At 70.9% G+C, this 16,422-nt stretch carries 17 protein-coding genes; 6 read left to right on the top strand and 11 right to left on the bottom strand.

What is annotated here, in order from left to right; genetic code table 11:
• Positions 1-223: 223 nt before the first annotated feature.
• The 3 genes from FJ108_03750 to FJ108_03740 form a co-directional block, all read right to left on the bottom strand.
• The gene (locus FJ108_03750) at positions 224-547 is read right to left on the bottom strand and encodes a hypothetical protein (protein MBM4335012.1); all 324 of its coding nucleotides are present in this window, start codon (positions 545-547) and stop codon (positions 224-226) included.
• Between the two features lie 88 nt (positions 548-635).
• Positions 636-1,994, bottom strand: a complete 1,359-nt coding sequence (gene gor, locus FJ108_03745; GenBank protein MBM4335011.1) for a glutathione-disulfide reductase — start codon at positions 1,992-1,994, stop codon at positions 636-638.
• A gap of 10 nt (positions 1,995-2,004) precedes the next feature.
• The gene (locus FJ108_03740; GenBank protein MBM4335010.1) at positions 2,005-2,580 is read right to left on the bottom strand and encodes a dihydroneopterin aldolase; all 576 of its coding nucleotides are present in this window, start codon (positions 2,578-2,580) and stop codon (positions 2,005-2,007) included.
• On the opposite strand from FJ108_03740, the gene FJ108_03735 reads away from it, so the two are divergent.
• On the top strand, positions 2,440-3,372 hold the full coding sequence (locus tag FJ108_03735; protein MBM4335009.1) for a LysR family transcriptional regulator: 933 nt from the start codon (positions 2,440-2,442) through the stop codon (positions 3,370-3,372). The two genes, FJ108_03740 and FJ108_03735, sit on opposite strands and share 141 nt — an antisense overlap.
• The gene (locus FJ108_03730) at positions 3,282-4,166 is read left to right on the top strand and encodes a hypothetical protein (GenBank protein ID MBM4335008.1); all 885 of its coding nucleotides are present in this window, start codon (positions 3,282-3,284) and stop codon (positions 4,164-4,166) included. The genes FJ108_03735 and FJ108_03730 overlap by 91 nt, the downstream gene beginning before the upstream one ends.
• Positions 4,167-4,184: 18 nt before the next feature.
• Here the strand turns inward: FJ108_03730 and FJ108_03725 are convergent, their stop codons facing one another.
• From FJ108_03725 to FJ108_03715, 3 genes are read right to left on the bottom strand one after another with little or no spacing between them, the layout of a single operon-like run.
• Positions 4,185-4,463, bottom strand: coding sequence for a hypothetical protein (locus tag FJ108_03725; protein ID MBM4335007.1), 279 nt, complete (start codon positions 4,461-4,463; stop codon positions 4,185-4,187).
• Complete coding sequence (locus tag FJ108_03720) at positions 4,460-5,311, bottom strand: alpha/beta hydrolase (GenBank protein MBM4335006.1); 852 nt, start codon at positions 5,309-5,311, stop codon at positions 4,460-4,462. Before FJ108_03720 ends, FJ108_03725 begins: the two co-directional genes overlap by 4 nt.
• A gap of 49 nt (positions 5,312-5,360) precedes the next feature.
• Entirely contained in the window at positions 5,361-6,056 is a 696-nt protein-coding gene (locus tag FJ108_03715; GenBank protein MBM4335005.1) for a PEP-CTERM sorting domain-containing protein, read from the bottom strand.
• A gap of 322 nt (positions 6,057-6,378) precedes the next feature.
• Here FJ108_03715 and FJ108_03710 point away from each other — a divergent pair, with 322 nt between their 5' ends.
• The 3 genes from FJ108_03710 (at position 6,379) to FJ108_03700 (ending at position 9,594) form a co-directional block, all read left to right on the top strand.
• Positions 6,379-7,878 (top strand): PilT/PilU family type 4a pilus ATPase, encoded by a 1,500-nt coding sequence (locus FJ108_03710; GenBank protein ID MBM4335004.1) that lies wholly within the window; start codon positions 6,379-6,381, stop codon positions 7,876-7,878.
• A 15-nt stretch (positions 7,879-7,893) separates the two neighbouring features.
• Positions 7,894-8,958 (top strand): type IV pilus twitching motility protein PilT, encoded by a 1,065-nt coding sequence (locus tag FJ108_03705; protein MBM4335003.1) that lies wholly within the window; start codon positions 7,894-7,896, stop codon positions 8,956-8,958.
• 93 nt (positions 8,959-9,051) lie between these two features.
• Entirely contained in the window at positions 9,052-9,594 is a 543-nt protein-coding gene (locus tag FJ108_03700) for a hypothetical protein (GenBank protein ID MBM4335002.1), read from the top strand.
• Here FJ108_03700 and mgtE read toward each other — a convergent pair.
• The 3 genes from mgtE to FJ108_03685 are packed head-to-tail and all read right to left on the bottom strand — an operon-like array spanning position 9,589 to position 12,063.
• Complete coding sequence (gene mgtE / locus FJ108_03695; protein ID MBM4335001.1) at positions 9,589-10,917, bottom strand: magnesium transporter; 1,329 nt, start codon at positions 10,915-10,917, stop codon at positions 9,589-9,591. The two genes, FJ108_03700 and mgtE, sit on opposite strands and share 6 nt — an antisense overlap.
• Positions 10,918-10,940: 23 nt before the next feature.
• A complete protein-coding gene (locus FJ108_03690; GenBank protein ID MBM4335000.1) occupies positions 10,941-11,381 on the bottom strand; it encodes a hypothetical protein in 441 nt (146 codons plus the stop codon).
• Positions 11,382-11,388: 7 nt separating this feature from the next.
• Positions 11,389-12,063 carry a TetR/AcrR family transcriptional regulator gene (locus tag FJ108_03685; GenBank protein MBM4334999.1) on the bottom strand — a complete coding sequence of 225 codons (675 nt, stop codon included), beginning with the start codon at positions 12,061-12,063 and terminating at the stop codon, positions 11,389-11,391.
• A 147-nt stretch (positions 12,064-12,210) separates the two neighbouring features.
• Between FJ108_03685 and FJ108_03680 the strand changes: the two genes are divergently transcribed.
• Positions 12,211-14,571 (top strand): DEAD/DEAH box helicase, encoded by a 2,361-nt coding sequence (locus FJ108_03680; GenBank protein ID MBM4334998.1) that lies wholly within the window; start codon positions 12,211-12,213, stop codon positions 14,569-14,571.
• 5 nt (positions 14,572-14,576) lie between these two features.
• Here the strand turns inward: FJ108_03680 and FJ108_03675 are convergent, their stop codons facing one another.
• Positions 14,577-15,308 carry a hypothetical protein gene (locus FJ108_03675; GenBank protein MBM4334997.1) on the bottom strand — a complete coding sequence of 244 codons (732 nt, stop codon included), beginning with the start codon at positions 15,306-15,308 and terminating at the stop codon, positions 14,577-14,579.
• Between the two features lie 12 nt (positions 15,309-15,320).
• Positions 15,321-15,782, bottom strand: coding sequence for a hypothetical protein (locus tag FJ108_03670; protein ID MBM4334996.1), 462 nt, complete (start codon positions 15,780-15,782; stop codon positions 15,321-15,323).
• Positions 15,783-16,422: the final 640 nt, after the last annotated feature.

Raw genomic sequence — 16,422 nt, 5'->3', positions numbered from 1 at the left:
CTCGTCGAGCTCGCCCCGGGTGGCGGCGAGCTCGCTGCGCAGGGTCTCTACTTCGTTCTCCGCGCTCGCGGCGCGATCGGGTGCAAGACAAGCCGCGAGTGCGAGCGCGGCGCAAGCCGCGTGAGAGCGCAATGGTGCCATCGATTCCTCCATCGGGCCGTGCAAGGCCCCGAGCACCGTCCGCTCGAAGCGGACGGCACCGAAACGATCGTCGGAACTCGACTCAGATTGCGATGGAGGGCGCGGGCGGGGCGCGCGCGGAACGGCGGTCGAAATCGGCGCGCTTCGGCACGGCTTCGGGCTCGCTCACGACGCTCTCTCGACCGAGGACGACGGGCTCGACGTCCGGCGTCGCGACCAGACCCGCGGCGGCGCCGGCGTCGTGGGCGAACAGGCTGCAGACGCCGCAGTCGCCGGAATGGCTCGCAGCGCCGTGCACCAGCGGGAGCAGCGCGCTCGAGACGATCGCGAGAGCTGCGACGAGTGCGAGACCGCGCAGCGGCGGCGCCCAGCGCCGTGGCTCGTCGGTGCGCCGTTCGCGGGTCATCGGGCGCAAGCTATCCGAGGCTCCGGGACGTGTCAACGAACCAAGCCGCGCGAGCTCCACCGTACCGTGCAGGGTTGCCGGCTGCGCTTCAGCCGCTGGAGACTGGAGTTCGCATCGTCACGAACTCCTCGGCCGCGGTGGGATGGATGCCGATCGTCGCGTCGAAGACGGCCTTGGTCGCCCCGGCCTTCACGGCTATCGCGATCCCCTGGATGATCTCGCCCGCCTCGGGGCCGACCATGTGCGCGCCGAGAACCCGCTGACTCGCGCTCTCGACCACGAGCTTCATCAGCGTCTTCTCCTCGCTGCCTGTGAGCGTGTTTCGCAGCGAGCGGAAGCTGGTGCGGTAGACGTCGATTCTGCCGAAGCGCTCGCGGGCGGCGGATTCCGTGAGCCCGACGGTTCCGATCTGGGGCTGGCTGAAGACCGCCGTCGGCACGTCGCTGTGATTCGGCGCGGTGGGCCGTCCCGCGAAGAGCGTGGCCGCGACCGCCATGCCTTCGTGGATCGCGACCGGCGTCAGGTTCAGCCGGTTCGTCACGTCGCCGATCGCCCAGATGCTCGGCACGGAGCTGCGCATGAACGCGTCGACGATCACGGCTCCCGCAGCGTCGAGCGCGGGGCCCGCCTGCTCGAGCCCGAGCCCGGCCACGTTCGGGGCGCGACCCGTCGCGTAGAGGATCTGCTCGGCCTCGATCTCCGAGCCGTCCTCGAGCTGCGCGCAGAGGCGGCCCGCGCGCTTCTCGATCCGCGCGACGTTCGCGCCGAAGCGGAGATCGACGCCCTTCCCCCTCATCTCGCGCGCGAGCGCGCGGCGCAGATCGTCGTCGAAGCCGCGCAGAAAGAGCTCGCCGCGGTAGAGCTCGGTGGTGCGCGAGCCGAGGCCGTTCCAGATCCCGGCGAACTCGACCGCGATGTAGCCGCCGCCGACCACGACGACGCTTCGCGGCAGCTCCTTCAGGTGGAAGGCCTCGTTCGAGCTGATCGCGTGCTCGATCCCGGGGATCGCGGGGAGCGTCGGCCAGCCGCCGGTCGCCACGAGCAGGTGCTGCGCCGTGATCGTGCGTCCGCCGATCTCGACGCTGTGGGGGTCGACGATCCGCGCACGTCCCGCGAAGCGCGTCACGCCCGCGTCGTCGAGCAGGCGCTCGTAGACGGAGTTCAGTCGCTTGATCTCCCGATCCTTGTTCTCGATCAGCCGGGCCCAGTCGAAGCTTCGCTCGCCGACGCTCCAGCCGAAGCCCGCGGAGTCGGCGAAGTGCTCCGCGTACTCCGATGCGTAGACGAGAAGCTTCTTCGGGATGCAGCCCACGTTCACGCAGGTGCCGCCGAGCTCTCGCTCCTCGGCGATCGCGACGCGCGCGCCATGCGCCGCGGACATCCGGCTCGCGCGCACGCCTCCGGAGCCCGCACCGATCGTGAACAGGTCGAAGTCGTATCGCGCCATGGGCGGAATTCTAACGGTTGGGTCCAGCGAAATCGCCGAGCGAGAAGGCGACGCCGCCCGCGAGTCCGTCGACCGGCGGGTGTAGCTTCGTCGCGCGCAGCCAGAGCTCCGCGCCAGGAGGCAGCAGCGCGCGCAGGTGGACGAAGAGCTCGTGCGCCAGGCGCTCCACCAGGTGGAACTCGCGACCCGCGCAGAGCGCACGCGCGGCGTCGATCAGCTCCGCGTAGCAGACGGTTTCGGCGAGCCGGTCGCTGGTGCAGGCCCCCGGCAGCTCCGCGAAGCGCACGGCCACGTCGAGGTCGACCGGCTGGGGCCGCGCCCGCTCCCCGGCCGTGCAGCCGAGAAGCACGTCGAGTCGTGCCCCGCGAAATTCCAGTACGCCCAAGCGACCTCCGGGATCGCGCCCCGAGGGGATCCTAGCCGGATTCTGGTAGATTAGGCGAGCTTGAGTTTCAGACGAGTTCGTCCAGTGAATCTTGACAAGATCGATCTCAACAAGCTGCGCACCTTTGCCGCGGTCGCGCAGCACGGCGGGGTGAGCCGCGCGGCGCGGCAGCTCTCGCTCACCCGCTCCGCGGTGAGCCAGAGCGTCGCGGCGCTCGAGGCCTCGCTCGGCGTGCGCCTCTTCGACCGGATCGGACGGCGTCTGGCCCCGACCGCCGAGGGCCGCACGCTGGCGCGCCTGTTCGGGCCCGTGCACGAGTCGCTGCGCCTCGCGCTCGCGGAGGTCGCGAACGAGGAGCGCGCGGTGCGCGGCGTGGTCCGGCTCGGGCTCTTCCCGGGCGCCTCGCGAGCCAGGGTCGCGCGGATCGTCGCCGCGTTCGTCGCGCGGCATCCCGATGCGCGCGTGAAGCTGCTCTTCGCGCCCCACGCGGAGCTTCGCGAGCTGCTCGCGCAGAGCCGCCTCGATTTCGCGCTCAGCCTGCGGGGCGGCCGCTCTGCGTCGCCGCGCATCCGCTCGAGTCTGCTGTTCCGGCAGAAGCTCGTTCTCGTCTCGAGCCAACGCCCGCCACGCGGGCGCATCGACGCGGGCGGCCTCTCGGGGCTGGCCGTGATCGACTACTACCCCGCCAGCCCGTTGATCCGTCGCTGGCTCGCGCATCAGTTCCCGCGCCGTCGCATCGCCGTCGACGTCCGCGTCTTTGCTGCGACCACCGACATGGCGCTGGAGCTCGCGCTGCTCGGCGCCGGCGCCGCCGTGCTGCCGCGATCGATCGCGGACCCGCACCTGCGAGAGGGGCGCCTGCACCAGATCCGCGGACCTCGCGCGGACCTCGACGATGCGGTCTGGTTGGAGGAATCGGCGGGTGCCTGGCGCAGCGCGGTGCTCGAGGCGTTCCGAGCGACGCTCGTCTCCGAGCTCGAAGATGCGCAGTGACTGCACTCGGCATCGCGCTGGAGATCACGCCCCCGCGGGAGCGGCGCCCCGAGCTGCTGCTGCGCCGGGCTCGACTGCTGGGCGGATGCGCCTCGTCGGTGCACGTGATCCAGCGACCCGCGCGCCAGACGAGTCTCGAGGCTTCGATCGATCTCGAGCGCGCGGGGATCTCCGCCGTCTGGCACGTCACCAACCGCGGCCGTGGAGCGGCCGAGATCGAGGCCGAGATCGAGCGCGCCGCGCGATCCGGCCTCTCGGCCGCGCTGGTCGTCCGGGGCGAATCCGGCCCCGAGGACCGCAAAGACACCCCGGCGCTGCGGACGCTGGTCGCCAGGATCCGCTCGGCCCTGCCGGGCGCGCGGATCGGCGTGACGATGAACCCCTACCTGGAGCCGGAGCGCGCGCTCCCGAACCTGTGGCCGAAGCTCGAGGCGGGCGCCACGTTCGTGCAGACGCAGCCGGTCTTCGCGGCCTCGACACTCTGCGGTGTCGGCGAGCGGATCCGCCAGCGCGCGCCCGGGGTCTCGATCCTGCCGATGGTGATTCCGATCGTCTCGGCCGTGGCTGCGGAGAGGCTCGCGCTTCGGCTGCGCCTGCCGCTTCCGGGGCGATTCGCCGCCACTCTGGCGAGCGGAGGGGAGCCGGGCGGTTGGACGCTCTTCTCGCAGACGCTTCGCGGGCTCCGGGGGTCCGGCGTGGCGGACGGCCTGGCCGTGATGACGCAGGAGATGGATCCGCCGGCGGCGTTCGCAGAGCGGATCCGACTCGCGCTGCGCGAGAGCGGCTGGGCGTAGCGCTCGGAGCGCCCGCCCTCACCACTCCCCGTTCGAGATCCGCGCGTCGTGCAGGATCGCCCAGACGTACGCCGGCCCCGAGACGAACTTGTTCAGCTTCGCGGCCGGCACGGGCAGCAGCGGGAAGGCCAGCTCGAAATCCGAGCGCGGGATACGCAGATCCGTGTGACTCGGAAGGACGAACGCACCCTCGACCGCGTAGGTGAACCAGCGCCCCGCATCGGTCTGGAAGAAGCTGCCCGAATGCGCCGTGATCCGCGCCCAGACCGGCTCGAAGAGGGCGCCGAGGTCGCTCATGCAGGCGATCCGAGGACGGAGTCGAGGAACGCCCCGACCACCTTCACGAACTCCTCCGGCCGGTCGCCCGCGACCGAGTGGCTCGCGCCCGGGATGCTCACCAGCTCGACGCATTCGACGGCAGAGGCGAAGCGCTCCGCCATCTCGCGGGTCAGCACCGGGCTCGAGCCGCCGTGCACGAGGAGCGTCGGACAGCGCAGCGCCCGCGAGGCCGCGAGCGCGTCGACGCTCGACCTCGCGATGCCCCCGAAGCCGTCTCGGAAGCGCTCGTCGTACTGCTTCGCCAGCTTCCCGTCCGGCGTCTCGCGGAGCGAGACGGCAAGGCGCGCGCGGATCCGCTCCTTCGAGCGCCAAGGGTAGTAGCGGTGGGTGTGCTCGACCCACTCGTCGAGCGAGTCGAGCTGGTAGGGGCCGGCCACGAACGCGCCGACCTCGCGCGCGCCGTCGACGCTCACCTCCGGTCCGACGTCGACGAGCACGAGCGCTCTCACCCGCTCCGGGTGACGCGCCGCGAAATCCAGCGCGTTCATGCCGCCCATGCTGTGGCCGATCACGACCGGCCGCTCGAGGCCGAGCTCCCGGATCACGCAGTCGAGATCCGCGACCATGTTCTCGCGCGTGTAGTCCTCGACCCGCTTGGCGCGATCGGAGAGACCGTGACCCCGCTGGTCGAAGGCCAGAAGCCGCAGGCGAGAGCGGAGTCCCGGCGCAACCTCGTCCCAGGAGTGGCAGTTGAGCGCGAATCCGTGCAGCAGGATCGCCGGCGCGCCCGCCGACCCCGCCCAGTCCATGTAGTGCAGATCCAACCCATTGGCGCGCACGCGCCGATCGATCGGGGCCTGCGTCATCGAAGCTCCTGCGATCGACGCCAACGCCGCGCGCGGAAGGCTCGGGCCCTCAGCCGGTCCTGCGCCGCAGTCCGAGCAGGCCGAGTCCGGCGAGAATCAGCAGGCCGGTTCCCGGCTCGGGGACGCTCGGCCGGACCCACTCGACGATCATGCCGATGATCCGCGCCTTCGGGTTGGCCAGATCCTGCTCGTCGTTCCAGGTGCCGCGCAGGTCCTGACCGTTCTGGTAGTAGTGGACCCACATCGTGAGGAAGCGCTCGTTGATGCCGCCCTCGTCATTCGGCTCGGCGGGAGCCCAGTTCTCGTAGCTCCACGTCTCGGGCGCCACCTCGGTGTTCACCGCCCACTGCCAGCCCTCGGTCGCCGACTGGCCGTCGAGCTGCCGGCCGCCGAGCCAGACCTGGTTCTTGTTGATGCCGATGTTCGCGGCCGGCATGACGGCGCTGAGAATGAACGCCTGCTCCTCGGCGGAGCCGATCGTCGCGAGCTGGCCGACGGTTCCCTCGGGCCCTTGTGCGGCTCGCGCCAGCGCGTCGGCTTCGGTCCAGGTCGTGGTGTAGGCCAGGGACACGAAGCTGTAGCTGTTTCCGGTGGCGCCCACGCCCGAGTCCCAGGTCACGCAATGAGGCGGCTCGCATACGATCGGTATGGCCTGGCTGGGCGACGCCGAGAAACCGATGGCCATCGCGACGAATGCGGCCAACACCGCAGGGCGATTTCCGAGCAGCGTTCGTGCGACGATCACGTGGCGACCCTCCGAGGCGATTTCACCAGTCTACCGCATGAGAGTGGGCAACTACAACGACTCGTGACGCTCCAATCGGCCCTTCTCGAATTCTTCGCCGCTCCGTCAAGAGCCCGTGCGACGGGCACCAAATCCCGCAACGCGGCGTCCCAATTGGGGGAACGGCCACGAGCTGTGCATCCGACACCGGCTCGCTCGAGGCCGGCGCCCCGACGGCGCCCCCGAGATGGAGTCGCGTGTAATTCGCCACACCTCGGAGAAGCCAGGCAGCGACCCCGCACGCTAACGGCGCCCCGGAGCGCTGCCGATAGTTCTGCCGTCGATGGCCAACTCCCCGATCGCCGATGCGTCCGACCAGCTTCTCGGCCGCGTGGCGGTGGCGGCGAAGCTGATCAGCGTCGATCAGCTCGCCCAAGCCACCCGCGAGCAGTCCCGCTCCGGCTCCGAAAAGCGCCTGGGCGAGGTGTTGGTCGAGCTGGGGCTGATCACGCCCGAGAAGCTCCGCCGGGCGCTCGAGCTCCAGAAGGGAGTTCTGGAGCGCGCCCAGAGGAAAGAAGCCCAGCCGGTCGAGCCCCCCGCGGCGAGCCCGCCGAAAGTCGCAGCCGCCCGGCCGACTCCGGCACCGGCGAGCGAGATCGGCGCCGAGACGGACGGCCAGGCGGCGCGCGCGTATGCCCGGACCGCCGTCACGCCGCCGACCACCCCGCGAGAGGTGGCTCCGGTACCCGCGCAGCCCCGGTCGGCGGCCGGTCCGACCGGCTCGATCCCGCTGGACCGCGGCCTCGACACGCTTCTGATCGAAGCCGCCGGTCGCGGCGCGAGCGACGTCCACCTGCACAGCGGTGCGAGCCTGTACGTTCGCGTGCGCGGCAGCCTCTGCGAGGTGCCCGACTCGAAGATCAGCAGGGACGACACGGAGCGGCTGATCCTGCCGATCCTCTCCGCGGACGAGCGCGCGCTGCTCGAGTCGCAGGGCGAGATCGACCTGGCCTACACCGTGAAAGGCCTCGCCCGCTTCCGGCTGAACGTGTACCGGCAGCTGCGCGGCCTGGACGCGGCGATCCGGCGCATCTCGCTCCAGCCGCCGACGCTCGCCGATCTCCGGCTGCCCGCGGCGTTCGCGAAGTTCACGAACTTCCACCAGGGCCTGGTTCTGGTCACGGGCCCGTCGTCGTGCGGGAAGTCGTCGACGATGGCCGCGCTGGTGAACCTGATCAACGAGGAACGCGCCGAGCACATCCTCACGGTCGAGGACCCGATCGAATACCTGCACCCGTCGAAGCGCTGCATCGTGAACCAGCGCCACGTGAAGCGTCACACCGAGTCGTTCGCGCGCGCGCTTCGGGCCGCGCTTCGCGAGGACCCGGACGTGATCGTGGTTGGCGAGCTGCGCGACCGCGAGACGATCGCGCTCGCCATGACCGCCGCCGAGACCGGCCACCTCGTGCTCGCGACGCTGCACACCGACAACGCGCTGCGCACGGTGAACCGGATGATCGGCTCGTTTCCGCCGGACCAGCAGGAGCAGGTCCGCACGATGCTCTCCGAGTCGCTTCGCGCCGTGATCTCGCAGCGCCTGCTCCCGCGCGCCAACGGCAAGGGGATGGTTCCCGCCGTCGAGGTCCTGACCATGAATCGCGCGATCGGAAACCTGATCCGGAAGAACGAGACGATCCAGATCCGATCGATGATGCAGACCGGCAGCGCCCAGGGAATGAACCTGCTCGACACGTCGCTCGCGCAGCTGGTCAAGTCGGGCGAGGTGAAGCGCGAGGACGCGCTGCTCCACGCCGACGAACCGAAGCTGATTCCGAACGCATAGGCACGAGGAAACGCCTTGGCGCAGATCGACGCTCTCCTCCGCTACCTGAAGCAACACGGCGGCTCCGACCTGCATCTGGCCGCCGGGATCGATCCGCGAGTGCGCGTGAACGGCGAGCTGCGCGCGGTGGCAGGAACCTCGCCGCTCGACGACGCTGGCCTGCGCAAGCTGATGCGCGAGATCACCAGCGACACCCAGTGGGCCAGCTACAGCGAATGCCGGGATCTCGACTTCGCCTACAGCCTCGAGGGGGTGGCGCGCTTCCGCGTGAACTTCTTCGTGCAGGAGCGCGGCGCCGGGGCGGTGCTCCGGATGATTCCGGAGAAGATCGTCCCGCTCGAGGAGCTCGCGCTTCCCAAGGCGATCGACTCGCTCGCAGAGCTCGGCAAGGGACTGATCGTCATCACCGGACCGACGGGCTCCGGAAAGTCGACGACGCTCGCGGCGATCATCGACCGGATCAACCGCACTTGCGCGAAGCACGTCCTGACGCTCGAGGAGCCGATCGAGTTCGTGCACCAGAACAAGAAGAGCGTCTTCTCGCACCGCGAGATCGGCCCGCACACCAAGGGCTTCGGCCCCGGGCTTCGCGCCGCGATCCGCCAGGACGCCGACGTGATCCTGGTCGGCGAGATGCGCGACTACGAGACGATCTCGCTGGCACTCACGGCCGCCGAGATGGGGCTTCTCGTCTTCGGAACGCTGCACACGAACAGCGCTCCCAAGACGATCGACCGGATCATCGACACGTTCCCGGCCGACGAGCAGGCGCAGGCGCGGCTCTCGCTCGCCGATTCGCTGGGCGCCGTCGTCGCGCAGCTGCTGCTGCCGACCGCGGACGGAAAGGGCCGCGTGCCCGTGAACGAGATCATGCTGCGGACCAAGGCGCTGCCGAACATCATCCGCGAGGCGAACGTCTCGATGCTCGGCTCGTTCATCCAGCAGGGCAAGCAGGACGGCATGCAGCTGATGGACGACGCGCTCTTCGAGCTGGTGCAGAAGAAGCGCGTCGCGCCCTACGACGCGTACCTGAAGGCGAGCGACAAGGCGCGCTTCGAGGGGCTGCTGCCGAAGGATTGAGCCCGGCGGGAGCGTGCTAGGCTCGGGGCCATGCTCGTCGTGAACGTCTGGTCCGACTACCTCTGACCCTGGTGCAACGTCGCGGCGGTCCGGCTGCGAGCCATCGTTGCGGAGTTCGGGGACTCGATCGAGCTGCGTTGGAAGAGCTTCCTGCTCCGCCCGCAGCCGGAGCCGGGGCGCGACCTGGAGAAGTTCCGGCGCTACACCGAATCGTGGCGGCGAGCGGCGGCCGAGGAGCCGGAAGCCGCCTTCCGGGTCTGGCAGGGCGACGAGGGGCCGCCCTCGCACAGCGTCCCGCCGCACCTCGTCGCGAAGGCGGCGGCCTCGCTCGGTCGAGACGCGTTCGAGCGCGTGCACGAAGCTCTGCTGCGCGCCTACTTCGCGGAGAACCGCGACATCTCCAGCGCCGCGACGCTGCGCGCGATCTGGCTGGGCGCGGGACTCGATGCGCGCGAGCTCGCCCGAGCCGCGGACCCCGCGCTGCTGCGCCAGGTGGCCGAGGAGCACGGTCAGGCGCTGGAGCTCGGTGTGGGCGGGGTTCCGGCGGTCCAGATCGAGGGCGTGGACGCGGCGATCACGGGCGCGCACCCGGTCGAGCTGTACCGGCGCTGGATCCGCAAGCGACTCGAGTCATAGCAGGGTTCCGCCGAGGGTCAGGCTGGCCGTTCCGAAGTAGATCAGCAGACCCGACACGTCGACGAGCGTGGCGACGAACGGCGCCGAGGCGCTCGCCGGATCGAAGCCGAGCCGGCGAAACAGGAACGGCAGCAGCGACCCGGTGATGGTTCCGAACATCACCACGCCGAGCAGGCTGACGCCGACCGTCGCGCCGAGCAGGAGCGCGTGCTCGCCGTAGTCGGGCCAGATCGCCTGCCAGAGGACGACGCGGATGAACCCGAGCGCTCCGAGAAGCGCGCCGAGCGCGAGGCCGGCGCCGATCTCGCGCTGCACCACGCGCCACCAGTCGCGCAGGCGCACCTCGTCGAGCGACATCGCCCGCACCACCAGCGTCGACGCCTGCGAGCCCGAGTTCCCGCCGCTCGAGATGATCAGCGGCACGAAGAGCGAGAGCACGATCGCGCGCATCAGCTCGTCCTCGAAGTACGCCATGGCCGAGGCGGTCAACAGCTCGCCGACGAAGAGCACCGAGAGCCAGCCGCCGCGGCGGCGCAGCATGCGGCCGAAGGCGATCTCGAGGTAGGGCTCCTCCATCGCCTCCATGCCGCCGAGCTTCTGGATGTCCTCGGTGGCCTCGGCCTGCACGACGTCGACGATGTCGTCGACCGTGACGATGCCCTTCATGCGGCCGTCTCGGTCCACGACCGGCAAGGCGATCAGATCGTGCTGCGCCAGGATCTGGCTCACCTCTTCCTGGTCCTGGTCGTCGCGCACGGTCACCAGGTCGCGCCGCATCACCTCGCGGACCGTGCGCTCGGGCCGGGCCGCGAAGAGCTCGCGGAACGAGACCACGCCGAGCAGCCGCTGATCCGCGTCGATCGCGTACAGGTAGGAGAGCAGCTCGAGATTCGTGCGCGCCTGCCTGCGCAGGTAGCCGATCGCCTCGTCGACGGTCATCTCGGGCCGCAGCCGCGCGTAGCGCGGATTCATCAGCCCGCCGGCCGCGTCCTGCGCGTAGGCGAGCAGCGCCGTCACCTCGTGCCGGGTCGCATCGTCGAGGAGCGCGAGCAGCCCCTCGCGCTCGGCGTCTGGAACCTGCTGGATCAGGTCCGCGGAATCATCCGGCGGAAGCAGCCGCATCCAGGCGCGGCGCTCGTTCCTCGGCAGCTCGAGCAGAAGGCTCGCGAGGTCGGCGGAGCCGAGGCCCAGGAAGAACTCCTCCGCGTCGTCGTGCGGCAGCAGTCGAAAGCCCTCGAGCCGCTCGTCGGGCGAGAGGATCCGCCACAGGTTGCGCAGATCCTCCGGCGTGAACTCGGAATCGCGTGCGGCCGGCGTCGTCATGGGTGCTGCCTCGGGCGCGAGTCTCAGTGCATCGCGGAGCCCGCGCGGATCCAGGCCGCGGGGGCGAACTTCTCGTCGCTCAAGCTGCGCCAGAGCTCGCGAAGCTCCTCGAGCTCGCCCCCATCGCGCCCTCTGCTCGTGGTGGCGTCCGCGCGCGCGGACAGGAAGAAGAGCTGCGCGCTCGTCTCCCGCGCGCTCGCGGACTCGTCGTGAAACACGATCTCGTTGTGCAGCTCGAGCAGCGCCTGCGAGAGCTGCTTCCAGCCGTCGTCCGAGAGCGCGTCGGAATCGTAGAGCAGCGCCTCGGCCGCTTCGATCTTCGCGCGGTACGGCGTCGGGTCGAGGCGTCCCAGCGAATCGACGGGCGCGCTCGAGACCTGGCGCGGATCGGGCGCAGGCCTGCCCTCGTCGCGCCCGCAGGCGAGCAGAAGCACGATGCAGGCGGGCAGCAGACGGGCGCGCATCACCGGCTCAGCTCGCGTCGACCGCGTCCTCGGGGAAGACGCCGAGGTAGGCGAGCGCCGCGTGCGTGAGCTCGCCGACCAGAGAGAGCTCGGGGCTCGCGAGGTTGGCGGCGGCGGGAAAGAGCAGCCGCTGCAGCATCGCGCCGCCGATCAGGCGACTCGTGAACGCGGCCGCGGCGATCGGGATCGGGTGCAGGATCTCGTGTCGGCGCGCGACGACCAGCCGCGCGAAGAGACCGTCGATGGACGCGGTCATCCGCAGGCCGCGATCCCTGAACTCCGCGCACTCCGCGGAGCGCAGCACGATGGCCCGCACGAGACCGGCGTGCTGGTCCTGGATGCGGACCTGAAAGGCGACCAGCTCGCGAACGATCTCGCTGATCGACGTCCCCGCCCAGCGCTTCTCGCAGAGCGCGCGCTCCGCGGTCGCGATCGCCTCTTCCACGAAGCGCTCGTGCAGCGCGGAGAGCAGCGCGTCCTTGTCGCGAAATCGCGCGTAGAACGCGCCCACCGACGAGTCGGCGCGCCGGACGATCTCGGCCACGGAGGTGTCCTCCCAGCATTTCTCGCGCAGCAGCGACTCCGCGGCGTCGAGGATCCGGCCGAGGGTCAGCTGGCTTCGCGCCTGGCGGGGCGGGCGCACCCACTCGAGCGCTCCGGGTTGGGTTTGGGGGGCGGTCATCGAGGCTCTCCGTTCGCAGAGGGGTGGGAATGAGAATTCCGATTCTGATCCGCATGAATACGCGCCCGCGCGGTGCCCGGTCAAGATCGCGCGAAAGCGCCGGACGGGCTGGGCAAGCGACGCCGGCTGGGCTACCCAACGCGGCGCATGGCGACCCCAGCCTGGCGGGAAGGCAGCAAGCTCGTCCACCCCTTCAACCCCGAGCTTGGGGTCGGACTCGTGCGCCGAGTCGATGGCCGCTACCTCGTCGTGTACTTCCCGACGGTGGAGCGCGAGGTCACGCTCGCCGCGCAGGGCGCGGGGCTCACGCCGCTCATCATGCCGCCGGGGTCGCTTGCGATCGAGCTCTCGGCCGAGCGCGAGGTGCGCATCGATCGCTGGGACGGCGACGCGTACCTGCTCGCGGACGGGCGGCGCGTCGCGGACGCCGACCTGTGGCCGGTCGAGGGAAGCAAGGGTCCGATCGAACGGCTCGCGCTGTTCAAGCTCGACCGGCTGGGGTCGTTTCGCAATCGCGTCGACGGCATCTCGCTGCGCACGATCCGCGAGGCCGGCGGGCTCGGCAGCTTTCTGGGCGGGCGGATCGCGCTGTTTCCGCACCAGCTGCACACGGCGCTCGCGGCGGTGCGAATGGAGTCGGTCCGCTGGCTGCTCGCGGACGAGGTCGGCCTGGGCAAGACGATCATGGCGTGCCTCGTGCTCTCGGCGCTGGTTCGAACCGGGCGTGCGAAGCGGGCGCTGGTGATCGCGCCCTCGACGCTCACCGTGCAGTGGCTGGGCGAGCTCTACCGAAAGTTCCACCAGGTCTTCGTCCTGCTCGACGAGGCGCGCATCGAGAGCGTCGAGCGCGACTACGGCGAGGGCAACAATCCCTTCGACGTGCATCCGTTCGGCGTGATCTCGATGGAGGACCTGGCCGCCGATCCGTCGCTCGCGCGAATGGCGCGCCACGCGGAGCTCGACCTGGTCGTGGTCGACGAGGCGCACCGGCTCGCGCTCGAGGACGTCGGCGCCGCGCTCGGGCCGATCGTCAGCCAGTCGAAGCACGCGATCCTGCTCTCGGCGACGCCGCTGCAGGCGGACCGGCGCGGCTTCTTCCGCCTGCTGCAGCTGCTGCACCCGGAGCGCTTCGGCGATTTCGACGCCTTCGACGCGTCCGTCTCCGAGGGCCGCGCGGTATTCCCGTGCACCAGCGCCGTTCGGCGCAGCGATCTGGGCGGGCTCCCGCCGCGAGTGCCGGTCCGGATCGACCTGGGGCCGGTGGCGAAGGACCTGAAGAGGGATCCGCGCACCGAGTGGCTCGCGAAGAACGTGCGCGGCTGGCACAAACGCAAGGAGAAGGCGCTCGTCTTCGTGCACGACCTGGAGCGGCTCGAGAAGCTGCGCAAGCACCTCGAGACCACGACGCACACGCACATGGCGATCTTCCACGAGGCGCTCACCCCGGCGCAGCGCGATCTCGAGGTCGCGCGCTTCCGCGAGACCAACCTGCCGGTCCTGCTCTGCACCGAGGCCGCGACGGAGGGCCGCAACTTCCAGTTCTGCGACAGGATGGTGCACTTCGACCTGCCGCTCGATCCGGTCACGCTCGAGCAGCGCATCGGTCGCCTGGACCGGATCGGCCGCACGAAGGACGTCGAGATCGTCTACTTCCGCTGCGAGGGCGCGCGGCCCGACGTCGCGGGACTGTACGAGCGGCTCGACCTGTTCGCGCGCCCGTCCGCGGGGCTCGATCTCGCGCTCTCCGGCGTGCGCGAGGCGCTCGAGCGCGCCGAGCGCGAGGAATCCGAACTCGACCAGGACGCGCTCTGCGCGTCGATCGACGCCGCGCGATCGAAGACGATCGCCGACGTCCCGCGCGTGATCTACCAGGACGCGTACGACGAGTCGCAGTCCGAGAAGCTGCTCGGTCTGGTGCCCCCGGAGCTCGAGACCCTGACGCGCCGCTACACGCTCGGCGCCGCGAACGACCTCGGCCTGAAGATCGTCGACAAGGGGGGCACCGCGCTCTACTACTTGGAGCTCGGCACCTCTCTCACCGTCGAGTCGATTCCCGGCGTGCCCGACGAGAGCCGCTGGCTCGGCACGTTCGATCGCGTCGAAGCGCTGCAGAAGGACGAGTTCGACTTCTTCGCGAGCGGCCACCCGCTGGTCGAAGGCCTGCTGCTCGAGCTCGAAGACGGCGCGCGCGGCCGCACGGCGATGTTCACGGTCCCGTCGCCCGACCTGCGCGGCGCGGGCGTGATCTGCTTCTACAAGGAAGGTGCCGCGGTGCGACCGATCGTCTTCGACACGAAGGGCGAGCAGCGCCCCGAGTGGGCGACGAAGATCGTCGCGTCGCTCGCGAAGGCGCGGCCCGCGAAGCCCGAGGAGCTGAAGCTCGACGCTCGCGCGGCGGACGGAATCCGCGAGCTCGGCTCGATGTGCGAGCTCGAGGTGTCCGAGACGGCGGTGCTCGAGTGCGCCGCGTTCTTCCGCTTCGTGCCCGAGGACGCGGCCGCCGCGTAGCCGGATCAGTCCGCGCGGTCGAGCTGGCGCAGCCGCTCCGTGGCGACGGCCGAGACCGCGGCCTGCAGGTTGTAGCAGGGGATGAAGCCGGCCATCGGCACGCGGATCGCCGCGTCGCAGCGATCGCGCACGTCCCTCGGGATCCCGCCGTTCTCTCCGCCCACCACGAAGACCCTCGGCCCCGAGAGATCGAGCTGCCACGGCGCGCGATCGCCTGACTCGTCGAGCGCGAGCAGCGAGTGCCCGGTCGCGGCAGCTGCGTCGAGAACCGACGCAGCGGAGCGCCAGTACACCGGCATGAACTCCGCGGCGCGCATCGAGGCGCGCAGCGCCGCGCGTTTCGCCTCGTGATCGAACTCGCCGTCGATCGCGATCGCGTCGGCCCCCGAGACCTCGGCGGTGCGGATCACCATGCCGACGTTTCCCGGGTAGACCACGCCGACCAGCAGCCAGAACGCGCCGCGCCGCGCGAGCGACGCCTCGAGGTCCGCCTCCGGGTCGCGGCCGACGAGCGCGAGGACCTCCTCGGCGGGTCGCACCCGGCAGAGCCGCGAGACCACGTTCCGCGTCGCCGTTCGCACGGGGATGCCGAGCTCGCGAGCGCGCAGCACGAGTCGCGCGACGTCTTCATGGCGCGCGTCCTCCTGCACGAGCAGAAGCCGCACGTCCTGGCCGCAGGCGAGCGCCTTCTCGATCTCGCCTGCGCCGGCGATCTGTCGCACGCGGGGGGCCTGCATCGCCGCGAGAGCTTACGGGAGAAAGACCGCGCAGACATGCGCGATCCCGGGCGCTTGCCCTGCGAGTGCGCGGCGCAGCCGCACGACGTCCTCGAGATCACAGCCGGCCGAGCCGCCCACGTCGCACTTCTCCGGCGCGGGAAGCGCGGCGAGCGACCCGGCCAGAAGCGCGCGAAGCGCGCTCACGTCCGCGGCGTCGACGCGTCCGTCTCCGCTCGGGTCGCCGCACTGGCAGACGTCGCCGATCCCGTCGGGGAGAGAGCTCGCCAGGCCGCCCGAGTCCGTCTGCGCGGGATTCGCGGCGACCGGGCAGTCGTCCAACGCGTCCTCGACGCCGTCGCCGTCGTGATCGCCCGTCGCGGCGGCGACGCCCCCCGCCAGGTGTCCGCGCACGACGATGCCGTTCGGGCTCGCGGTCGCAAAGAGCAGATCCGCGCCCGCGAGGCCGCCGGCGCTGTTCGCGTGCAGGATCATCGGGCCCGGGCAACACTCCCCGCCGATCACTCCCGCCGGGCCGGTGGCGGCCAGCGTCTGGGCGACACCGAATCGCGACGGAAGCAGCGGATGGGGCGACGACAGGTTGCGCGCGTCGAAGGCCAGCAGCGCGAGCCCGCCGTCGTTGTACGAGGTCGCGGCGAGGAAGTCGCCCGAAGCTCCGAAGCGCACCTGGGGAACGTAGGAGTACGCGCCGCTCGCGCCGGGCGGCGGAGCGAGCGCGATCGGGTTCGCGCCGCCGCGGATCACGCGCTCGCGCAGGCACGGGACTCCGCCCGCGCTGTCGAACGCGCCGTCGTTGCAGGAAGGCCGCTGCAGGCGCGCGTCGACCGGGGCGGTCGGCAGCGCCGAGATGCCGCGAAGATCGACGGCGACGAGCTGGCGCAGCGTCGCTGAGCCGGCGACGGCGACCGATCCGGTCGGATCGAGCGCGAGCCCGCGCCCGGCGGGATTGCCCGGCCCGAGCGGGATCGAGCCGACCAGCAGCCCGGAGGCCGCGTCGAGCACGTCGATGCTGCCCTGCCCGGTGATCTGAGGCGGAAAACCGGCGTCGTAGATTCCCGCGTTGGTCACCGCGACGCGGCCGCCTTCGAGCGCGGTCAGCGCGACCGGGTTCGGA

The organism is Deltaproteobacteria bacterium (assembly GCA_016875225.1).
In the GTDB taxonomy this organism is placed as follows: domain Bacteria; phylum Myxococcota_A; class UBA9160; order SZUA-336; family SZUA-336; genus VGRW01.
This window is presented reverse-complemented; position numbering and strand designations above follow the sequence as displayed.